Annotated in this window: 16 protein-coding genes; 6 read left to right on the forward strand and 10 right to left on the reverse strand. The window is 71.2% G+C overall.

What is annotated here, in order from left to right:
* Positions 1 to 34 precede the first annotated feature (34 nt).
* On the forward strand, positions 35 to 1,531 hold the full coding sequence (gene mptB / locus HC028_RS10880) for a polyprenol phosphomannose-dependent alpha 1,6 mannosyltransferase MptB (RefSeq protein WP_168076036.1): 1,497 nt from the start codon (positions 35 to 37) through the stop codon (positions 1,529 to 1,531).
* Between the two features lie 3 nt (positions 1,532 to 1,534).
* Here mptB and HC028_RS10885 read toward each other — a convergent pair whose 3' ends face one another.
* On the reverse strand, positions 1,535 to 2,062 hold the full coding sequence (locus HC028_RS10885) for a MarR family winged helix-turn-helix transcriptional regulator (RefSeq protein WP_168076038.1): 528 nt from the start codon (positions 2,060 to 2,062) through the stop codon (positions 1,535 to 1,537).
* 149 nt (positions 2,063 to 2,211) lie between these two features.
* Between HC028_RS10885 and HC028_RS10890 the strand changes: the two genes are divergently transcribed.
* From HC028_RS10890 to HC028_RS10900, 3 genes are all read left to right on the forward strand, one after another.
* Positions 2,212 to 3,438, forward strand: coding sequence for a serine hydrolase domain-containing protein (locus HC028_RS10890; protein WP_168076518.1), 1,227 nt, complete (start codon positions 2,212 to 2,214; stop codon positions 3,436 to 3,438).
* A gap of 151 nt (positions 3,439 to 3,589) precedes the next feature.
* Positions 3,590 to 4,936 carry an FUSC family protein gene (locus tag HC028_RS10895; RefSeq protein WP_168076040.1) on the forward strand — a complete coding sequence of 449 codons (1,347 nt, stop codon included), beginning with the start codon at positions 3,590 to 3,592 and terminating at the stop codon, positions 4,934 to 4,936.
* Between the two features lie 382 nt (positions 4,937 to 5,318).
* Positions 5,319 to 6,536, forward strand: a complete 1,218-nt coding sequence (locus HC028_RS10900) for an FUSC family protein (protein WP_168076042.1) — start codon at positions 5,319 to 5,321, stop codon at positions 6,534 to 6,536.
* A gap of 5 nt (positions 6,537 to 6,541) precedes the next feature.
* Here HC028_RS10900 and HC028_RS10905 read toward each other — a convergent pair whose 3' ends face one another.
* On the reverse strand, positions 6,542 to 6,817 hold the full coding sequence (locus HC028_RS10905; protein WP_168076044.1) for an isoamylase early set domain-containing protein: 276 nt from the start codon (positions 6,815 to 6,817) through the stop codon (positions 6,542 to 6,544).
* A 131-nt stretch (positions 6,818 to 6,948) separates the two neighbouring features.
* Positions 6,949 to 8,175, reverse strand: coding sequence for a CynX/NimT family MFS transporter (locus tag HC028_RS10910; protein WP_168076046.1), 1,227 nt, complete (start codon positions 8,173 to 8,175; stop codon positions 6,949 to 6,951).
* Positions 8,176 to 8,611: 436 nt separating this feature from the next.
* Here HC028_RS10910 and HC028_RS10915 point away from each other — a divergent pair, with 436 nt between their 5' ends.
* The gene (locus HC028_RS10915) at positions 8,612 to 9,295 is read left to right on the forward strand and encodes a TetR/AcrR family transcriptional regulator (RefSeq protein ID WP_168076048.1); all 684 of its coding nucleotides are present in this window, start codon (positions 8,612 to 8,614) and stop codon (positions 9,293 to 9,295) included.
* A 90-nt stretch (positions 9,296 to 9,385) separates the two neighbouring features.
* Positions 9,386 to 10,039, forward strand: a complete 654-nt coding sequence (locus tag HC028_RS10920) for a TetR/AcrR family transcriptional regulator (protein ID WP_168076050.1) — start codon at positions 9,386 to 9,388, stop codon at positions 10,037 to 10,039.
* Between the two features lie 57 nt (positions 10,040 to 10,096).
* On the opposite strand, the gene HC028_RS10925 is transcribed toward HC028_RS10920, so the two are convergent.
* From HC028_RS10925 to HC028_RS10955, 7 genes are read right to left on the reverse strand one after another with little or no spacing between them, the layout of a single operon-like run.
* The gene (locus HC028_RS10925) at positions 10,097 to 10,609 is read right to left on the reverse strand and encodes a hypothetical protein (protein WP_168076052.1); all 513 of its coding nucleotides are present in this window, start codon (positions 10,607 to 10,609) and stop codon (positions 10,097 to 10,099) included.
* 12 nt (positions 10,610 to 10,621) lie between these two features.
* Positions 10,622 to 11,335: a hypothetical protein gene (locus HC028_RS10930; RefSeq protein ID WP_168076054.1), complete on the reverse strand. Its 714-nt coding sequence runs from the start codon at positions 11,333 to 11,335 to the stop codon at positions 10,622 to 10,624.
* A gap of 20 nt (positions 11,336 to 11,355) precedes the next feature.
* The gene (locus tag HC028_RS10935; RefSeq protein WP_168076056.1) at positions 11,356 to 12,624 is read right to left on the reverse strand and encodes an MCE family protein; all 1,269 of its coding nucleotides are present in this window, start codon (positions 12,622 to 12,624) and stop codon (positions 11,356 to 11,358) included.
* Complete coding sequence (locus tag HC028_RS10940; protein ID WP_239075211.1) at positions 12,621 to 14,081, reverse strand: MCE family protein; 1,461 nt, start codon at positions 14,079 to 14,081, stop codon at positions 12,621 to 12,623. Before HC028_RS10940 ends, HC028_RS10935 begins: the two co-directional genes overlap by 4 nt.
* Positions 14,078 to 15,301 (reverse strand): MCE family protein, encoded by a 1,224-nt coding sequence (locus HC028_RS10945; RefSeq protein ID WP_239075212.1) that lies wholly within the window; start codon positions 15,299 to 15,301, stop codon positions 14,078 to 14,080. Before HC028_RS10945 ends, HC028_RS10940 begins: the two co-directional genes overlap by 4 nt.
* Complete coding sequence (locus tag HC028_RS10950; RefSeq protein WP_168076060.1) at positions 15,301 to 16,290, reverse strand: MCE family protein; 990 nt, start codon at positions 16,288 to 16,290, stop codon at positions 15,301 to 15,303. The genes HC028_RS10945 and HC028_RS10950 overlap by 1 nt, the downstream gene beginning before the upstream one ends.
* On the reverse strand, positions 16,287 to 17,342 hold the full coding sequence (locus HC028_RS10955; protein WP_168076062.1) for an MCE family protein: 1,056 nt from the start codon (positions 17,340 to 17,342) through the stop codon (positions 16,287 to 16,289). Before HC028_RS10955 ends, HC028_RS10950 begins: the two co-directional genes overlap by 4 nt.
* Positions 17,343 to 17,398 lie beyond the last annotated feature (56 nt).

Here is a 17,398-nt window from a genome sequence, read left to right on the forward strand (position 1 = left end):
AAACCTGGCCAACACCGATGCCGGGAGCGTCCGGGTGCTGATCCCGACCACGAAGTACGGGCTCGCCTTCTGCCGCACGGTCGGCGCCAGCGGCGCTGTCGTCATCGCCATCGGCGGCCTGCTCGCCGGCGTCCAGCCGTTCACCGACCCGGCCGGCGTCCTCCCCGGCGTCCGCGACCTGCGTGAGTCCGCGGTGCTGTCGGTGCTCGTCGTCTACGTCGGGCTGACCCTGCTGCTGGCGGCCTGGTGGCGGATCGGCGCGCTCGTCCGCCGCTCGCAGGGGCCGTCCTGGCGCGAGTTGGCGGTCACCGCGGGCTGGTGGGCGGCGCCGTTCGTGCTCATCACCCCGGTGTTCAGCGGCGACGTCTACAGCTACATCGCGCAAGGGGCGATGACAGCGATGGGCATTGACGCGTACACCGCGGGCCCGGCCGTCATGGGCGGGCCGCTCAGCGCGAACGTGCCGCCGATCTGGCAGTTCACCCCCGCGCCGTACGGACCGGTCTTCCTCGACCTGGCGGGCTCGGTGACCCGGATGACGGGCGAGCACACCTGGTCGGGCGTTATCGGGATGCGGATCCTGGCGCTCGTCGGCGTCGGACTGCTGGTGTGGTCGGTACCGCGGCTCGCCCGCGCGTGCGGCGTCGAGCCGAACGCGGCGGTCTGGCTGTCCGTGCTCAACCCCCTCGTGCTGCTGCATCTCGTGGCCGACGCCCACAACGACGCGCTGATGCTCGGACTGATGGCGGCCGGCCTGGTGTTCGCGCTGGACCGGCACCCCGTACTGGGCTCGGGGCTGATCGCCCTCGCCGCGTTGGTGAAGGCGCCGGCCGGGCTCGCTGTCGCGTTCGTCGTCCCGATCTGGGCGGCTGCGCTGACCGGGCGCTGGCGGTGGGCGCGGGCGGCGGTGGGTGCTGTCGGGTCCGCGGCGTTGACCGCGGTCGCCGCCACCGCGGTCGCCGGCACGGGGTACGGCTGGATCCACGCGCTCAACACCCCGACCCGCGCGCGTACCTGGCTGTCCATCACCACCGACCTCGGTAACGTGACTGGCCGGCTGACCGAGTGGTTGGGGCTGGCGAGCCTCGACCAGGCCATGCACGCCTGGTGGACGGTCGGGCTCGTCGCGGCGGGGTGCGTCATCGTGGGCCTGTGGCGGTACAGCGCCCAGCTCGGCCCGGTCACCGCGCTGGGCTTGAGTCTCGGCGTGCTCGTGGTGCTCGGCCCGGTCGTGCACCCCTGGTACCTGCTGTGGGCGATCGTGCCGCTCGCCGTGGCCGGGTCGGAGCGGATCCGCCGCGGCGTGGCCGTAATGTCGGCCGTTCTCGTGATGTTCGTGCTGCCCGGCGGCGTTACGCCGAGCGTCGAGGCGTTCACCGGCGCGGCGCTGGGCGCGGCGGCGGTCCTGGTCGCCTTCGTGGCTACCACCGGCCTCGGTCGCCGGCAGCTGTGGGCGCCGCTCGCGGCCGCGTCCGGTCCCTTTCCGGTGCCCGCGGCCGACGGCGGCAGCAGGGTGCTGGAGCTGCGCTGACCCCTACCTGATCGGGGTACGCGACTCGTCGCCGAGCGCGACCAGGACCTCCCGCAGCGCGTCGATGGCGGCCCGGGCGGTGGCTTCCGGGACCGACCGCAGCAGCGTGGCCTGGGCCCCGCTCGCGGCGCGTACCGCCATTTCGGCGATCTCGATGCCGCTCACGGTGAGCCGCACCCACGAGCTGCGGGCGTCGCGCGGATCGGCCTCCCGCTCGACCAGGCCGATCTGGGTCAGGCGGCGCAGCAGGTTGCTCGTTCCACCCGACGACAACAGCAGCCGGCTGGTGAGATCGGTGGGGCGTAGCTGGTAGGGCTGCCCGGCGGCGCGGAGGATGGCCAGCACCTCGTACTCGGCCCTGGTCAGGCCGAGGCGGCTCAGCTGCCCGTTGGTGGCCTCGCCCAGCAGCGCGGCGAGTCGGGCGGCGCGCTTGCCCAGCTCCAACTCCGGGCCGGCCGCGGCCGGGAGTTCGGCGCGCCAGGCATCGACGATGTCGTCGACGGTGTCCCGCCGTGTGGTGCTCGTGTTCACCACTCGACGATACCGGTCCGGCCTTTCCGGAAAGCTTTACGGCGAGCCTGTCTCACGTACCGGGGAGGTTCACCGCAGCTCGACGGTGAGAGTGCCCCCTGCGCTCAGCCCTGCCGCCGAGCCGAACCGGCACTAGGCTTTTCCGGGTGATGGAGCGCACGGCGGACCCCGCGCAGCTCGGCTTCGACCCGACTCGGCTGGACCGCATCGACCGGCACTTCGCCCACTACGTCGACTCCGGCCGCCTACCCGGGTGGCAGCTCGTGGTGACCCGCCGCGGTGAGGTCGCGCACGCCTCCATGTACGGCTACCTCAAGCGCGAGGAGCGGGTGCCGGTCCGGCCGGACGCGCTGTGGCGGCTGTTCGCGATGACCAAACCGATCACCTCGGTCGCGGCCATGATGCTGTGGGAACGGGGACTGTTCGAACTCACCGACGAGATCAGCCGGTGGCTGCCGGAGTTCGCCGACATGCGGGTGTACAACAAGGGCTCGGCGCGGCGCCCGCAGACGCTGCCGGCGACGGAGCCGATCCGGGTGTGGCACCTGCTCACCCACACCTCCGGCCTCGCGTACGGCTTCCTGCAGAACACCCCCGTCGACGAGATGTACGGCAACGAGGGCTTCGACCTGTACCCGCCGGCCACCCACACCCTCCGCGACGCGTGCGAGGTCTGGGCCCGGCTGCCGCTGCTGTTCGAGCCCGGCACCGCGTGGGCCTACTCGGTCGCCACCGACGTGCTCGGCCGGCTGGTCGAGGTGGTCAGCGGGGAGACGCTCGACGGCTTCTTCGCCGAGCGGATCTTCGGCCACCTCGGCATGGCCGACACCCGCTGGTGGGTCGAGGAAGCCGACAAGGAACGACTGGCCGGGCTGTACGCGCCGCACCCCGTCGACGGCCACGCCGCGCACGCCGACGACGTCGGCCGGCTGGCGCTGATGAAGCCGAACATGCTGTCGGGCGGCCACGGGCTCATCTCGACGGCCACCGACTACCACCGCTTCACCCAGATGCTGCTGCGCGGGGGAGAGCTGAACGGAGAGCGGCTGCTCAGCAGCCGCACGGTGGATTTCATGACCCGCAACCACCTGCCCGGCGACGCCGACCTCGGCCGACTGTCGAGAAGCGACTTCGCGGAGACCGCGTTCGAGGGCGTCGGCTTCGGGCTCGGCTTCGCGGTGGTGGACGACCCGGTGCCGGGCCGGGTGCCCGCCGGCTTCGGCGCGTACGGCTGGGGCGGCGTGGCGAGCACGACGTTCTGGGTCGACCCGGCCGAGGAGCTCACCGCGATGTTCTTCACCCAGCTGATGCCGGAGAACGCGTACCCGGTGCGCACCCAGCTGCGTCAGCTCGTCTACTCGGCACTCGTCGATTGACGTGTGACGCCGGTTACCAGCGCGTGAACCGGTTTTGCTCCCGAGCGCGAACCGGATCGGCTCCCGGTGCCGCCTTCACTGGGTAGGACCTCACCTTGGCGCGCCCCGGAGCCGGATGTGCGCGGTGACCGACGGAGCGGGAGAGAACCATATGGCGGCGACGGGCCGCGGACACACGCTGACTGACGGCCGGCTGCAACTGCCGGCCGTCCGCCGTGTCACCGCCCGTGTGGTCGCCGTGGCCGGCTCGGTCGGTCTCACCGGCAAAGGCGACCCGACGCGGTGGGGCCGCCCGCCGGGGTCGCCGACGCGCCACACCGACAAGTTCACCGGCGCCCAGGTGGCGAAGGTGACGGTCGCGGCGGTCGCCGCGTACGTCGTCGCCGACCAGGTACTGGGCGGGCACCGCCCCACGATCCTGGCGGCGTTGACCGCGCTGCTGGTCGTCCAGGTGACGCTCTACGACACCATCCGCTACGGCTGGCAGCGCATCGGCAGCGTGGTGGTCGGCGTGCTGCTCGCGACGCTGCTGTCCGCAGTGTTCGGCCTGACGTGGTGGAGCCTGGGCGTCACCGTGCTGGCCGCGCTCGGCGCGGGTCAGCTGCTCCGGATGGGCGACCACTCGCCGGAGGTCGCGGTCAACGCGATGCTCGTGCTCGCCCTCGGCAGCGGCAGCCACGGCGGCCTCGACCGGGTGTCCGAGACGCTGATCGGTGCCGCGGTCGGTGTCCTCGTGAGCCTGGTCGCTCCGGCGGTGCACGTCCAGCCGGCCGGCGACGCCATCCGCAAGCTCTCCGACGAGCTGGGCGGGCTGCTGCGCGCGGTCGCGACCGACGTCGCGCGGGGCTGGACCGTCGAGCGGTCACTGAACGCGCTGATGCGCGCGCGTGGCCTGGAGGGTCACGTCCGCGCCGCCCAGAGCGCGCTGGCCCGGGCCGAGGACAGCCTGCGGCTCAATCCGCGTCGCGGCGCCGCCCACGTACCCGAGCGGCTCCGCTCGGCGCTGACCGCGCTCGAGTACTCGGTGATCCACGTACGCGTGACGTGCCGCTGCCTGGCCGACCGGGTCGAAGGGGTGGCGGTGGCGAATCTGCCCGACCCGGAAGTGCGCCAGGACCTGGCCGGGCTGCTCGACGCCGCCGGGGAGGCGGTTATCGCGTTCGGCCGGCTGGTCACGTCCGATGTGGGCGGGACGACGGAGGACGCCGACGGGCTGCGGCAGGCGGCGCGGCGCGCCCGCTCCCTGCGCGACCGGGCCAGTGACTCGCTTCTGGTCGACGCGAAGAAGGAGCCGAAGCTCTGGCGGGTGCACGGCGCGATGCTCTCGCACCTCGACCGGCTGCTCGACGACGTGGACCCGGGTGGCAACGCGGCGGCGTACGCGATCAGCCGGCTCACCCTGGTGCCGCCCGTCACCACGGCGTCTCCCGCGCTGTCGCCGGTGGGTATTCGGCTACGCATCCAGCAGGGACTGCGTCGCTGGTCCAACGCGGCCTGAGTGATCGAGCCGTTGGTAGCTTTCGCTCACATTGGCGGATCTGACTCGTAAGATGATCGTTGATCGGTCGTATCGGTGCGGCGGTCTAACGGGAGTGGAAGCTATGAGGGCGTCGGGCCGTGGACGGACGCTGACTCGGGGCCGGCCGCCGCTGCCGGCAATTGCTCGCCTTCGTAGGTCTGGCCGATCCTCGCCGCCGGCCGGGGCGAGCCGGGCCCGGCTGCGGGCAGCGGCGGCCGGTCACCCTTCTGCCCTCCGTCTGGTCACGCCGCCCGGCGCGGCTGCCGATGCCGGCTCGGCCGGCTCGGCCGGTGCTGCTCGCTCAGACGGCGCCGTCCGCCCTGCGAAGACGCTGTGGTGGACCCGCCGGCCTCGGGTACCGGTGCGCCGCAACGGCCGGCTGCCCGGTTCGCAGACCGCGAAGGTCGCGGTCGCGACCGTCGCCGCCTATGTCGTCGCCGAAGGCCTGCTGCATGGCGCACAGCCGCCCCTGCTGGCCGCGCTTTCCGCACTGCTGATCGTCCAGGTCACGCTCTACGACACCATCCGGCACGGATGGCAGCGCATCGGCAGCGTGGTCGTCGGCGTCGTGCTCGCGGCGCTGCTGTCCTCGGTGGTCGGCCTGACGTGGTGGAGCCTGGGTATCACGGTGCTCGCGGCGCTCGTCCTCGGTCGGCTGCTGCGACTGGGCGACCACGCGGTCGAGGTTCCGATCAGCGCGATGTTCGTCCTCGCCGTCAGCAGCCACACGCAGGTCGGGCTGGGGCGGGTGTACGAGACGCTGATCGGCGCCGTGGTCGGGGTGTTGGTCAGCCTGTTGGCGCCGCCCGTGTACGTCCAACCGGCCGGCGACGCCATCGGTGAACTGGCCGAGGAGCTCGGCGACCTGCTGCACTCGGTCGCCGCCGACATCGACGAGGACTGGACCCGTGAGTACGCGGCGGACGCGCTGCGACGCGCCCGTGGCCTGGAGGTGGCGGTTCGCACTGCCCGCAGCGCCCTGAACCGGGCCGAGAACAGTCTGCGGCTCAACCCGCGTCGCCGAGCCGCCCACGTGCCCAAAAGACTGCGCTCAGGGCTGACCGCGCTCGAGTACTCGACGATCCACGTCCGCGTCACCTGCCGCTGCCTCGTCGACCGGGTCGACCGGGTGTCGGGGACGGACACGCCCGGCCCGGAGGTGCGCCGGCCGCTCGCGGCACTGCTCGACGCGGCGGGGGAGGCCGTCACGGCGTTCGGCCGGCTGGTCGCGTCCGATGTGGCCGGTCCGGCGGGAGACGCTGACGGGCTGCGGCAGGCGGTGCGGCGCGCCCGCACCCTGCGCGACGTCGCGAGCAGCGCGCTACGGGTGGACGCGGGGAAGGAGCCGGAGATCTGGCGGGCACACGGTGCGGTGCTCGAGCACCTCGACCGGTTGCTCGACGAGATCGACCCGGACGCCGAAGAGGCGGCGTACGCGATCGGACGGGTCGCCCCCGCGAGAGGACCCGCCGCCGCGTCGCTCGCCAGGCTCTCGCCCGGTGGCCTGCGCCGGCGTATCCCGGCCGGACTGCGCCATCGCTCCGCTGCGGTCCGGCCGGCGCGGCCGCGTACCCGCTGAGGGTTCTAGGTCCGGATAACGCTCGCCTGGTCTTCGATCTCGTCGGCCGTCTCGTCATCTAGCCAGACGCCACCCGTGGCGAGATAGCGGAACCGGTGTTCGCCCGGCGGAAGCGTGATCGAGATGCTCCGGGACCCGTTGCGGCGGGCGACGAGCACATGCCGTCCCGGCTCCCAGTCGTTGAACGTGCCCACGACGCTGACCTCGCCGGCTGGCTCGTCGGCCGGCAGGGTGAAGGTGACGCGGGTCTTCGCGCCGAACAGGCGCGAACGCTTGATCATGTGTCGAGCTCCTTCGAAGGGGCCAGGCGAGTGGCAACACCACGCCGCGGGCGTCCGCAGGAGGCCCGCGATCTACCGTAAGAGTACGACACTCTTCGCAAGAACCGACATCTCACATCGATAGGGAAAGATCAGGACCCGGGCCGGTGGGGTGACGGCTGCTGCGCCGGGCCGACGTAGCGGTTGCGGCCGGCCAGCACGCCGGTCACCAGTTGCGGTACGGCGAGCAGGAGGAGCAGCGCGATCGCCGGCGTCCACGACCGGGTTGCGTCGTGGACCGTGCCGACGAGCAGTGGCCCGCTGGCCGCGATGAGGTATCCGCACGTCTGCGCCATCGCCGACAGCCGGGCGGTATCGGCGGTCGTGCGGGTACGCAGGACGAAGAGCGTGAGCCCGAGTGGGAACGCGCTGCCCTGGCCCACCCCGACCAGGAGCACCCACAGATACGGCGCAGCCGTCGGGGCCAGCAGGACACCGGCCAGACCCACGATGGTCACCAGCGTGGCGCCGGCGATGAGGGCACGCTGCGCGGGCATCCGGGCCGCGAGGCTCGGCAGCACGAGCGAGATCGGGATCTGCACCAGCACCGAGGTCGACAGCAACAGCCCGGCCGCGGCGGCGCTGTAGCCGTGGTCGCGGTAGATCGACGGCAGCCAGGCCAGGACCGCGTAGAACGACAGCGACTGCAGCCCGAAGAAGACGGTCACCTGCCAGGCGAGCGGATCGCGCAGGAGCGACCCCTCACTCGTTCGGCTCGCCGGCGGGCTGTGCCGGCTGCGGGTGAACGGCAGCCAGCCGAGGAGCGCCACCACCGCCGGCAGCGCCCAGGCGCCCAGCGCCCCCTGCCAGCCGAGTCGCAAGGCATCGCCGATCGGTACCGTCGCCCCGGCGGCGACGGCCGCCGAGCCGGTCAGGGCCATCGAGTACACGCCCATCATGGTGCCGCTGCCCTGTGTGAAGTCCCGCTTGATGATGGCCGGTAAGAGGACGTTGGCGATGGCGATGGCGCCGCTGGCCAGCACCGTGCCGGCGAACAGCACGGTCGTGCCGCCACCGACCCGCAGGAGCAGGCCGGCCCCGATCACGGCGAGGATAGCGGCGATCACCGGTTCCATACCCCAGCGGCGTGCGAGGGCCGGCGCGGCGGCGGCCGCCGCGCCCAGGCACAGGACCGGGGCGGCGGTCAGCGCCGAGGCCTCCGCCCCGGACAGGCCGAGGCTCGTCCGCAGATCGGTGAGGACCGGGCCGACGCTGGCGAGCGCCGGCCGGAGGTTCGCGGCGACCAGCCCGATCGCGAGGCCGAGTAGTACGGGGTGAGGGGCGCGGGTCCTTTTGTCGATCGCGGTCGCTTGTGCCATGGGTCAAGGATCGTTCATGACGGCGGTCACATGGTGAGGTGTGCCCTCCGCTCCCACCGTTGGAGAAGAATTCACGCATACCAACGTCTGAAAACATTGGTGATCAGTTGATTCGCATCAGCAGATTGACATTCGTGGCGGGTCGTGTACCGGTCGGGTGATCACCGTCGACGCGTACGGCTGGTTCCAGGGTGACCTGGGCGCTCATGGCGCGGTGGCGCTCCATGTCGGGGCCAGGCTTGGTTAGGTCGGGAGCGCGGTGTCGGGGGCGCGGTGTCGGGGGCGCGGTGTCGGGGCCGCTACGTCGAAGGGCGCCAACGGTAATCCGCTTCACATTTCGGGCAGCTGGGCCTCCGATCTCTCTCTCCGTATAATGGTCATTCTTGTCCGTAAAGTGGACACCCGGGACTCGGGCGGCTTCAGGGTAGGAGTGCACATGCAAGCGATCGCCACCCTCTCCGAAGACGGGGATCGGGTAGGTGGTCCCGGCGGGGAGACCGCGGCGTCGGTCGAGCCGCCGATGGGCTTGCGGGCGCGTAAGAAGCTCGAGACATTCCGGGCGCTGCAGTCCGCGGCGCGGCGCCTGGTGGGCGAGCGGGGCCTGGCCAACGTGACGACCGAGGAGATCGCGGAAGCCGCGAACGTCTCCAAGCGCACGTTCTTCAACTACTTCGAGTCGAAGGAAGCCGCGATCTTCGACCGGGAGCCGGGCCGGGCCGAGCGTCTGGCGGACGAACTGGCGGCCCGGCCGGTCGACGAGCCCCCGCTTCAGGCGCTGCGGGCGGCCTGTGTCACCACGCTCAGGTGCTACGCCCACGAGCTGCAGGAGCTCACCGCGCTGGTCCGGGCCGAGCCGAGCCTGGCCGGGTTCCAGCTGAACGCGTTCGCGGGGTTCGAGAAGGTCATCGTCGAGTGGGCCGCCGCGCGGACCGGCACCGATCCGGCGACCGACGTGTACCCCGCGCTGCTGGCGGGCGTGACGAACGTGATGCGCCAGCTGACGGTGGCGCGGTGGCGGCCGGAGACGGGCGACGAAGGGTTCCTCCGGTTGGCGGAGGAGATCTTCGACCTGCTCGCCGGTGGCCTGGATCCGTCCAGCGGTGTGTCTCCCCGTCGGTGAGTCGCCTCCGCGCGTAGCCAGGCTGAGGGTAATGTTTGTGTAGCTTTATGGTTGTTAGTCCTATTTGTAGCTTATTTGGGCAGGAAGTGTATGGAAGCCGCTGATGCCGTGGACCCCGCCGAGCGGAAGGCGGTGCCGGCCCGCGTGCCCCTTGGGCTGCGCGAGCGCAAGAAGCTCGAGACGTTCCGGGCGCTGCAGTCCGCGGCGCGGCGCCTGGTGGGCGAGCGGGGCCTGGCCAACGTGACGATCGAGGAGATCGCGGAAGCCGCGAACGTCTCCAAGCGCACGTTCTTCAACTACTTCGAGTCCAAGGAAGCCGCCGTCGTCGACCCGGAGATGGGCAAGGTCGAGCTGCTGGCGTCGGAACTGGCGCGCCGACCGCTCGATGAGACCCCGCTGGAGGGTTTGTGGCGGGCGACCCTCGTGGTGCTGAAGGAGCACGCGGCCGGCGTTCAGGACACGTCGGCACTGCTCGCAGCCAACCAGGCCTTGGTCACGCGCCAGGCCGCCTCGTACGCGAAGTACCACGAGGTCATCACCGAATGGGCGGCCGCCCGGGCCGGATGTGAACCGGGCGATCTCTATCCGGAGCTCCTGGCGCGCGTTGCGGGCGTGATGACACACCTCTCCGTGACCCGCTGGGAACCGGGCAGCGGCGTCGAGGGGTACATCCGACTCTCGGACGAGATCTTCCGCCTGCTGGCCGCCGGTCTGGCCGCCCCGCAGCCGCCGGCCACGTCCTGAGCCCACAGCCGGCAGGTCGCCACAGGCGGCGGCCCGCCGGCTGGTCCGCGGGTCGCCTCAGACGGCGGCCGCGCCCGACACCCGCCAGTCGTTACCGACCCGGACCATCGTGAGCGTCACCCGGTTCTGGTCGACCTTCTCACCGACGATGTTGACGTTGCGGCGGTACTGGTTCACGTACAGCAGCACCTCGACGCGGTCGGGAGCGGCGGTGATGACGCCCGAGGCGGAGACCTGAGCCCGCACGATGGCCTGCTCCTTCTGCGCCGCTTCCTTCAGCGTCGAGGTGGTCTGCGCGTACTCCTTGGCGAACGGGCCGGTCGCGAACGTCTTGCCGTTGGCGATGCTCGTGTCGAAGGTGCGGTAGTCGTACGAGAAGATCGCCTGCGCGGCGGTCTTGGCCGCCGCCATCGAGTCCCGGCCGGCGCTGTCGCGCTGGTCGGCACGGTGCTGCCCGTACCATGCCGCGCCGGCGAGGCCGGCGAACAGTACGATCGCGACCGAGAGCACGATCACCAGACGGCGGCCCGGGGCGCCGGACGCCCGGCCGGCATTGTCAGAACCTCGCATCACGGCCTCCGATCAACCCACGAACTGCAGCTTCGACACCAGCCACTGCCCGGACTTCGCGTCCTTGGTCACGTTGACCTGGATCCGGTAGTGCGACAGCCGGCCCTGCGGGGCTTTGACGTTCTTGACGGTGGCGTCGACGGCGACGAGCACCACGGCCGAGTCGTTGTCCCCGGACACGAGCGCGGCGCGCAGGACCGAGCCGCGCGATTCGACCTTGTTCTCCACCACCGCGGCGCGCACCTGTGGCGCACCCCGGGTGAACTCGTCCTTGAAGTCCCCGGTGGCACCGTCGGTCACCCGCTTGAGATCGCGGTCGACCGTCGCGGCGCTGACCGACACGAAGTTGACCGTCGTCTGTCGGGCCGCCGCGAGGGCTTGCTGGTGTGCCTCGTCCAGGCGCTGCTGGGCGTACCAGCCGTAGCCGGCGAAGCCGGCCGCCGCCACCGCGGCCGCGAGGGCGATCGCGAGGCAGGTGACAACCAGTCGCGGGCCGCGGAACGCGCGGCGGGTCCGACCGCCGGCGGCTCCACGACGCGCAGCCTCGGTCGATGTCCGGGTCGACGTCTCCGTCGGCGCCTCGGTCGCCAGCTTCTCGGCCGGCGTCTTCGCGTCACGCTCTTCGGCAGGCGACTCACCCTCCCCCTGGCGGAGCGGGCGGCGGACGACTGTTCGGCGGCGTACGGGATCCCCCGCAGCTGCCTTCAGTCTCGTACGTGCCGACATTCTCGCCTCCTCAACTCCGCTCACGGCGCCAGGCCAGCGAGCAGTAGGTGCTTCCAGGACTGCTCACCCGCCAGCTGGTACTGCCCACCGGTGCCGCCGAACTGTAGCGGCAGGCCGTCAGGGCCGGTGATCAGACCCGTCGCCGGGTCGTAGCCGGTGACGTTCTGGCCAGGCGCGGACGACGACGGACCGCCCGAGGACGGCCCCGGCGGCGCCGGCTCGGCGCCGCCAGGGCGCGGCGCGCGCTGGGAGCCCCGGATGTTCGAGCCCTGCCGCAGCTCGGCCGCCGTGCAGACCTGCGGCTGGCCGCTGGCCACGTAGTTGCACGACGGCGGATCGCCGGCGTTGGTGACCAGGCCGAAGTGGACGGTGCCATCGCCGGGCACGACGGTGAACCCACCGGCGACCACCATCGGGTACACGACGAGCGCCTGTTCGAAGCCGGGCAGCCGGCGCGCCGTGATGCCGTTGACCGTGATGAGGTTGCCGAGCAGCGTCCCGATGGTCGGGTCCAGATCGTCGAGCAGGCCGACGAGCTGCTGTGCCGCGGGCGGTCCGTTCGCCAGCAACTTGCGCAGATCCGGGTCGGAACTGCGCAGCGTCGCGCTCAGCTCCGCCAGCGCGGCGGCCCACCGGCGGATCGCGTCCGAGGAGGCGATCTGCGTGGTGAGGACGGTCTTGCCGTCGCGGATGAGGGTCTGCTGCTCCGGCAACGTCCGGTTGGCTTCCTCCAGCAGCGCGCTGTTGGCGTCGAGCAGGCGCTTGAGGGCCAGTTCGCTGCCCTCGAACGCGGTACCAAGCTCGTCGATGACGGTCGTCAGGTCCTGCGCGTTGACCGACCCGACCAGGGCGTCCAGGTTGGTCAGCAGGACCTCGGGGGGCAGTGGCCGGCCGGTCTTGCTGCGCGGGATCACCCCGCCGTCGGCCAGGTACGGGCCCGCGTCCGTGTTGGGGCGCAGATCCACGTACTGCTCACCGACTGCCGAGCGCTGTGTGACCACGGCGTGCAGGTCGGTCGGGATCCGGTTGCCGCCCTCCACCCGCATGTCCACCCGTACCCCACCGTCGTGGAGGTTCACCCCGACGACCCGCCCGATGGACACGCCCCGGTACGTCACCGGCGCGTTCGTGAAGATGCCGCCGGCTTCGTCGAAGTCGGCGTGGATCCGGTAGGCGCTGCCGACGAGCCGGTCACCGAGGCGCACGTAGTTGACCGCGACGTAGACGATGCCGAGCACGCTCACCACGAGGAATGCGATGACCTGGAGCCGGACGGTACGGGTGATCACGGGTGCAGCCCTCCCTTGAGGACGTCGATCAGGCCACCGACCTGGCCGATGATTTCGCCGGTCGCGCTACCCGGCGGCGCCACGGGCAGAGCCGGTACGCCGGGCGCGGGGGGCAGGATGCAGGCCGGCGTGAGGATCGTGCCCGGGATGAGCCGGGCGCCCGCGGGCAGGACGGTGCCGGGCGCGACCACACCGTCCGGCGGCAGGTAACCACCGGGCGGAATCGGGCTGCCCGGCGGCAGCGACTTGCACTCCGGCGGCAGGGTGCACCCGGCCGATAGCTTGTCGAGGCCGGGGAGCACCTGGTCCAGGGGGATGCAGATCGGCGGCAGGACGTTGCCCAGTACCGGTGGGACGGCCGGCAGCGCCGGTGTGCGCGGAACGGTGGCGACCGTTGGCGGTGCGGCCCCGGCCGGTGAGTTCGCGATCAGCAGGTTCGACAGGATGTTCGCCGCGTTCAGGTCCAGTGTGAGGTGCAGATTCATCGCGCCGTCGACGATGTTCTGGTCCGCGTTCGGCGGGAACGGGTACGACAGCATGAAGTCGAGCGACTTGGGGAAGTGATCACCGGCGGCGACGAGCTCTGACAGGATCGGCTGCAGCGCGCGCAGGCTGGCGACGGTGTTGTCGCGGGTCTGGTTGATCACCCGGGTGCCGACCTGGCCCAGCTCGCCGAGGGCGGTCAGCGCGGTGGTGAGCTGAGCGCGCTGCTCGGCGAGCACCTTCAAACCGGGCGCGAGGGAGTCCACCGCGCCGCCGATGGTCGCGCGCTGCCCGTTCATCCGCGCGCTGAGCCGGTCCAGCGCGTCGATGGCGCGCACGATGTCGGCCTTCTGGGCGTCCAGGCCGCTGATGAAGGTGTTCAGTTGACGCAGCGCGTCGCGGGCGTTCTCCTCCCGCCCGTCGAACGCCTTGCCCAGCTCCTCGTTGATCGTCTTGAGCTGGGCCAGGCCACCGCCGTTGAGCAGCAGTCCGAGCGCGCCGAGGACCTCCTCGACCTCCGCGCTGCGCCGGGTACGGCTCAACGGGATGACGTCGCCCTCGGACAGGTTCCCGACCGCCTTCTCACCGGTCGGTGCCGACAGCGCCACGAACTTCTCACCCAGCAGGCTGGTCTGCCGGACCGCTCCGGTCGCGTTGTCGGGGAGGTGCACCTTCTTGTCGACCTTCAGGCGGACCCGCGCGGTCCAGCCGGACAGCGAGATCTTCTCGACGCTGCCGACGGTCACGTCGTTGACCTTCACCGCGGACTGCGGCACCAGGTCGAGGACGTCGGAAAACTCGACCGTCACGTGGTACGCGTCCCCGCTCGGCCCGCCGCCGGGCAGGGGAAGGTCGGCCAGGCTGGGTGGGGTGCAGCCGGCGGTCAGCGTCACCGTGAGCGCGGCGGGAACCATCAAGCGGACCGCACGAGCTGTGCTCGTCAGCGCGTTGCTGCGCGCGAAACGACGGGTCATGGCTTACCTCGCAGGATGCCGCCGAGCGTCGGGTCGCTGGCCAGGGCACCACTCGGCATCGGGGCCTGAGCGGGTGCCGCCGCCGGTGCCCCGCTGGGAGCCGCAGCCGCGGCCGGGGCGGCGCCGGGCGGCAGCCCGAGCAGGCGGCGTAACTGGTCGGTCATGGGCATGTTGTGTGCGTGGAGCGTCTGCGCGAGCGCGAAGCACTCCGGCGGCACCTTGGTCGCCGCTAGCGAGTCGATCATGAGGGAGCAGACGAAGCTGGCCGGGTCGTACGGGCCCATCGCGTTGTTGCGGGTGTCCAGCGTGCCCGAGGTCGGGTTGTACAGCAGATTGAGGTTGGACAGGGCCAGCGGCGTGATGTCGAGGATGTCGATGATCGCCCGCTGCTGGCGTACCAGCGTGCCGGTCACGTCGGCGAGGCCCTCCACGTTGGACCTGAGCTGTTCGCGGTTGTCCCGGACGAACGCGGTCACCTGGGCGAGCGCGATGGCGAGGCTCTTCAGCGCGGCGGCCAGCTCGTCGCGTTCACCGGCCAACTGCTCGGACACGTCGGCCAGTTGGCTGTTGAACTTGCGTACCTGCTGGTCGCTCTCGGCGAGCGCGGTCGTGAACTTCTGCAGGTTGGCGAGGCCGCCGAAGAGGTCCTCCCGGCCGTTCGACAGCGTCGTCATCGCCTTGGACAGCCCGTCGAGGGTGTCGTGCAAATTCTGTCCGTTGCCCTCCAGGTTGGCCCGCCCGGTGGCGAACAACGTGGACAGCGCCCCGTCGGCGTTGGCGCCGTCCGGGCCGAGCGCCTTGTTGAACTCGTCCAGCGAGCGGTAGATGTCGTCGATCTCCAGCGGCACCACCGTACGGGAGACCGGTAGCTCCGCGCCGTCCGCCAGCTTCGCGCCGCCGGTGTACGCGGGGGTGAGCTGGACGTACCGGTCGCTCACCACGCTCGGCGGGATGACGACGGCCTGGGCGTCGGCCGGGATGTCGTACGTGGGGTCGTAACCCAGCTCCACCCGTACGGTCTTGCCGTGGGGTTTCACCGCGATCACGTGGCCGATCTTCACTCCGAGCACCCGCACGTCGGAGCCCTCGACGATGCCGACCGCCTTCTCGAAGTTCGCGACCAGCCGCCGCTCCGGCGTGCGCGCCTGCCACACCGCGACGCCGGCGACCGCCACGAGCATGACGCCCGTGCCGGCGGCCACCCAGGTGCGCCACCTCATCAGCGACCTCCGATAGTGGGTTGGTAGGGCTGGAGCATTCCGGCGACGTACGAGTCGAACCATCGACCGTTGCCGGTGACGTTCGCGAACACGGTCACGAACCGGCCCATGGACTGCAGGGCATGCTCGAGGTTGGCCCGGTTGCGCTGCAGCGTGTCCACGACCTGGCGCAGTTGGCGCAGCGCCGGCTCGAGCTGGGCGCGGTTCTCGGCCACCAGGGCGGACAGCTGGTTGGCCAGGTCGTTGGTGGTCACCAGCAGGTTGTGGATCACGTCGCGGCGCCGGCTGACCTCGTCGAGCAGCAGGTTGCCGTCGGTGACCAGCTTGCGGAACTCCTCGTCCCGGTTGGCCAGCACCGAGGTGACGCTGCGGGCGTGCGTGAGCAGGTCGCGCAGTTGCTCGTCCCGTTCGGAGACGGTCTGCGACAGCCGGGACAGGCCGGTCAACGAGGCCTGCACGCTCGCGGGTGTGTCGGCGAACGTCTGCGAGAGCACGGTGAACGCGGACGCCAACTGCTTGGTGTCGATCTGGTCGAGCGTTCCGGCCAGCCCGCTGACGGCCTGGACGACGTCGAAGGGCGAGGCCGTACGCTCCAGCGGGATCTGCGCCCCGGGCTCCAGCTTGCCGTTCCCGGCCGGCGCGATCCCGAGGTACTTCTGGCCGAGCACCGTCTTGATCCGGATCATCGCCTCGGTGTCGCGGCCGAGCCGTACGCTGCTGTCCTCGATGCGGAACGTCACGCGCACGTACGGGCCGGCCTTGCCGCGGGCCAGTTCGACCGTGTCGACCTTGCCGACCTTTACCCCGGCGATGCGTACCTCGTTGCCCGACACCAGGCCGCTGGCGTCCCGGAAGGCGGCCTTGTACTCGATGCCGCCGCCGATCAGCGGCAGGTCCGCGACGCGGAACGCGCCGAGCACCATGGCCGCGAGGACGGCGATCCCGACCGCGCCGATGATGACGGGGTTGCGTTCCCGGAACGGTTTCACTGGGCACCTCCCGGGTTCGTGCAGCGGGCGGCCGACGAGCTGAACGTGGCCGGGTTGACGTCGGGCGCGCCGGGCAGGCCGACCCGTCCGTCGAAGTCGCACAGGTAGAAGCTGAACCACGACCCCTGCGAGGCGGTCTGGATCAGGGCGTCGTACCGCTTGGGCAGCCGGTCGAGGGTCCCCTCCAGCACGGAGGTGTTCTTGTTCAACGTCCCGGCGAGCGTGCCCAGGCGGTCCACGTCGGCGGCGAGCGGCGGCCGGGCGTCGTTGAGCAGTGACGCCGTCGCGCCGGTCAGCTCGCTCATGTTCACCAGCGCGTTGCCGATGGCGGTCCGGTCGGCGGCCAGCCCCGACACGAACTGCTGCAGCTGGCTGATGGTCTGGTCGAGGTTGTCCTGGCGCTCGCTCAGCGTGCCCAGTACGGCGTTGAGGTTGGTGATGACCCGGCCGATCACCGCGTCGCGGTCGGCGAGGGTGTTGGTCAACGAGGCGGTGCGCTGCAGCAGGCTGGCCATCGTCCCGCCCTCACCCTGCAGGACCTGGATGATCTCGTACGCCAGCTTGTTGACCTCGTTGGGCGACAGCGCCGTGAACAGTGGCCGGAAGCCGTTGAACAGCACGGTCAGGTCCAGGGCGGGGGTGGTCTGCGCCAGCGGGATCAGCCCGTTCTCGCGCAGTCGCTGCCCGCCACCCGGCGCTTCCGACAGGGCGATGTAGCGCTGGCCGACCAGGTTGCGGTACCGGATCTTGGCCCGCACCGTGTTCGCTACCGGTACCTGGTCGTCGACGGTGAACGCCACCTCCGCGACCTTGTTGTCGACCAGCTTGACCTTGGTGACCTGGCCGACCTTGACGCCGGCGACGCGGATGTCGTCGCCGGGGAGCAGGCCGGTCACGTCGGTGAAGTGGGCCCGGTACGTCCTGCCGCCGCCGAACGTGAGCGACCCGAGGGTCTGGGCGAGCAGCCCGGTCAGCAGCAGGGTCACGGCCGCGAAGACGATCAGCTTGATCAGTGGCCCGGCAATCCCGCGACCTTCAAGTGCCTTACTCATGCCGACACTCCGCTTCGCTCCGTGCCGTCATGAGCCACCACAACACTGAGCTCTCT

The sequence above is a fragment of the Planosporangium flavigriseum genome, from assembly GCF_011947225.1.
Taxonomy (GTDB): Bacteria; Actinomycetota; Actinomycetes; order Mycobacteriales; family Micromonosporaceae; genus Planosporangium; species Planosporangium flavigriseum.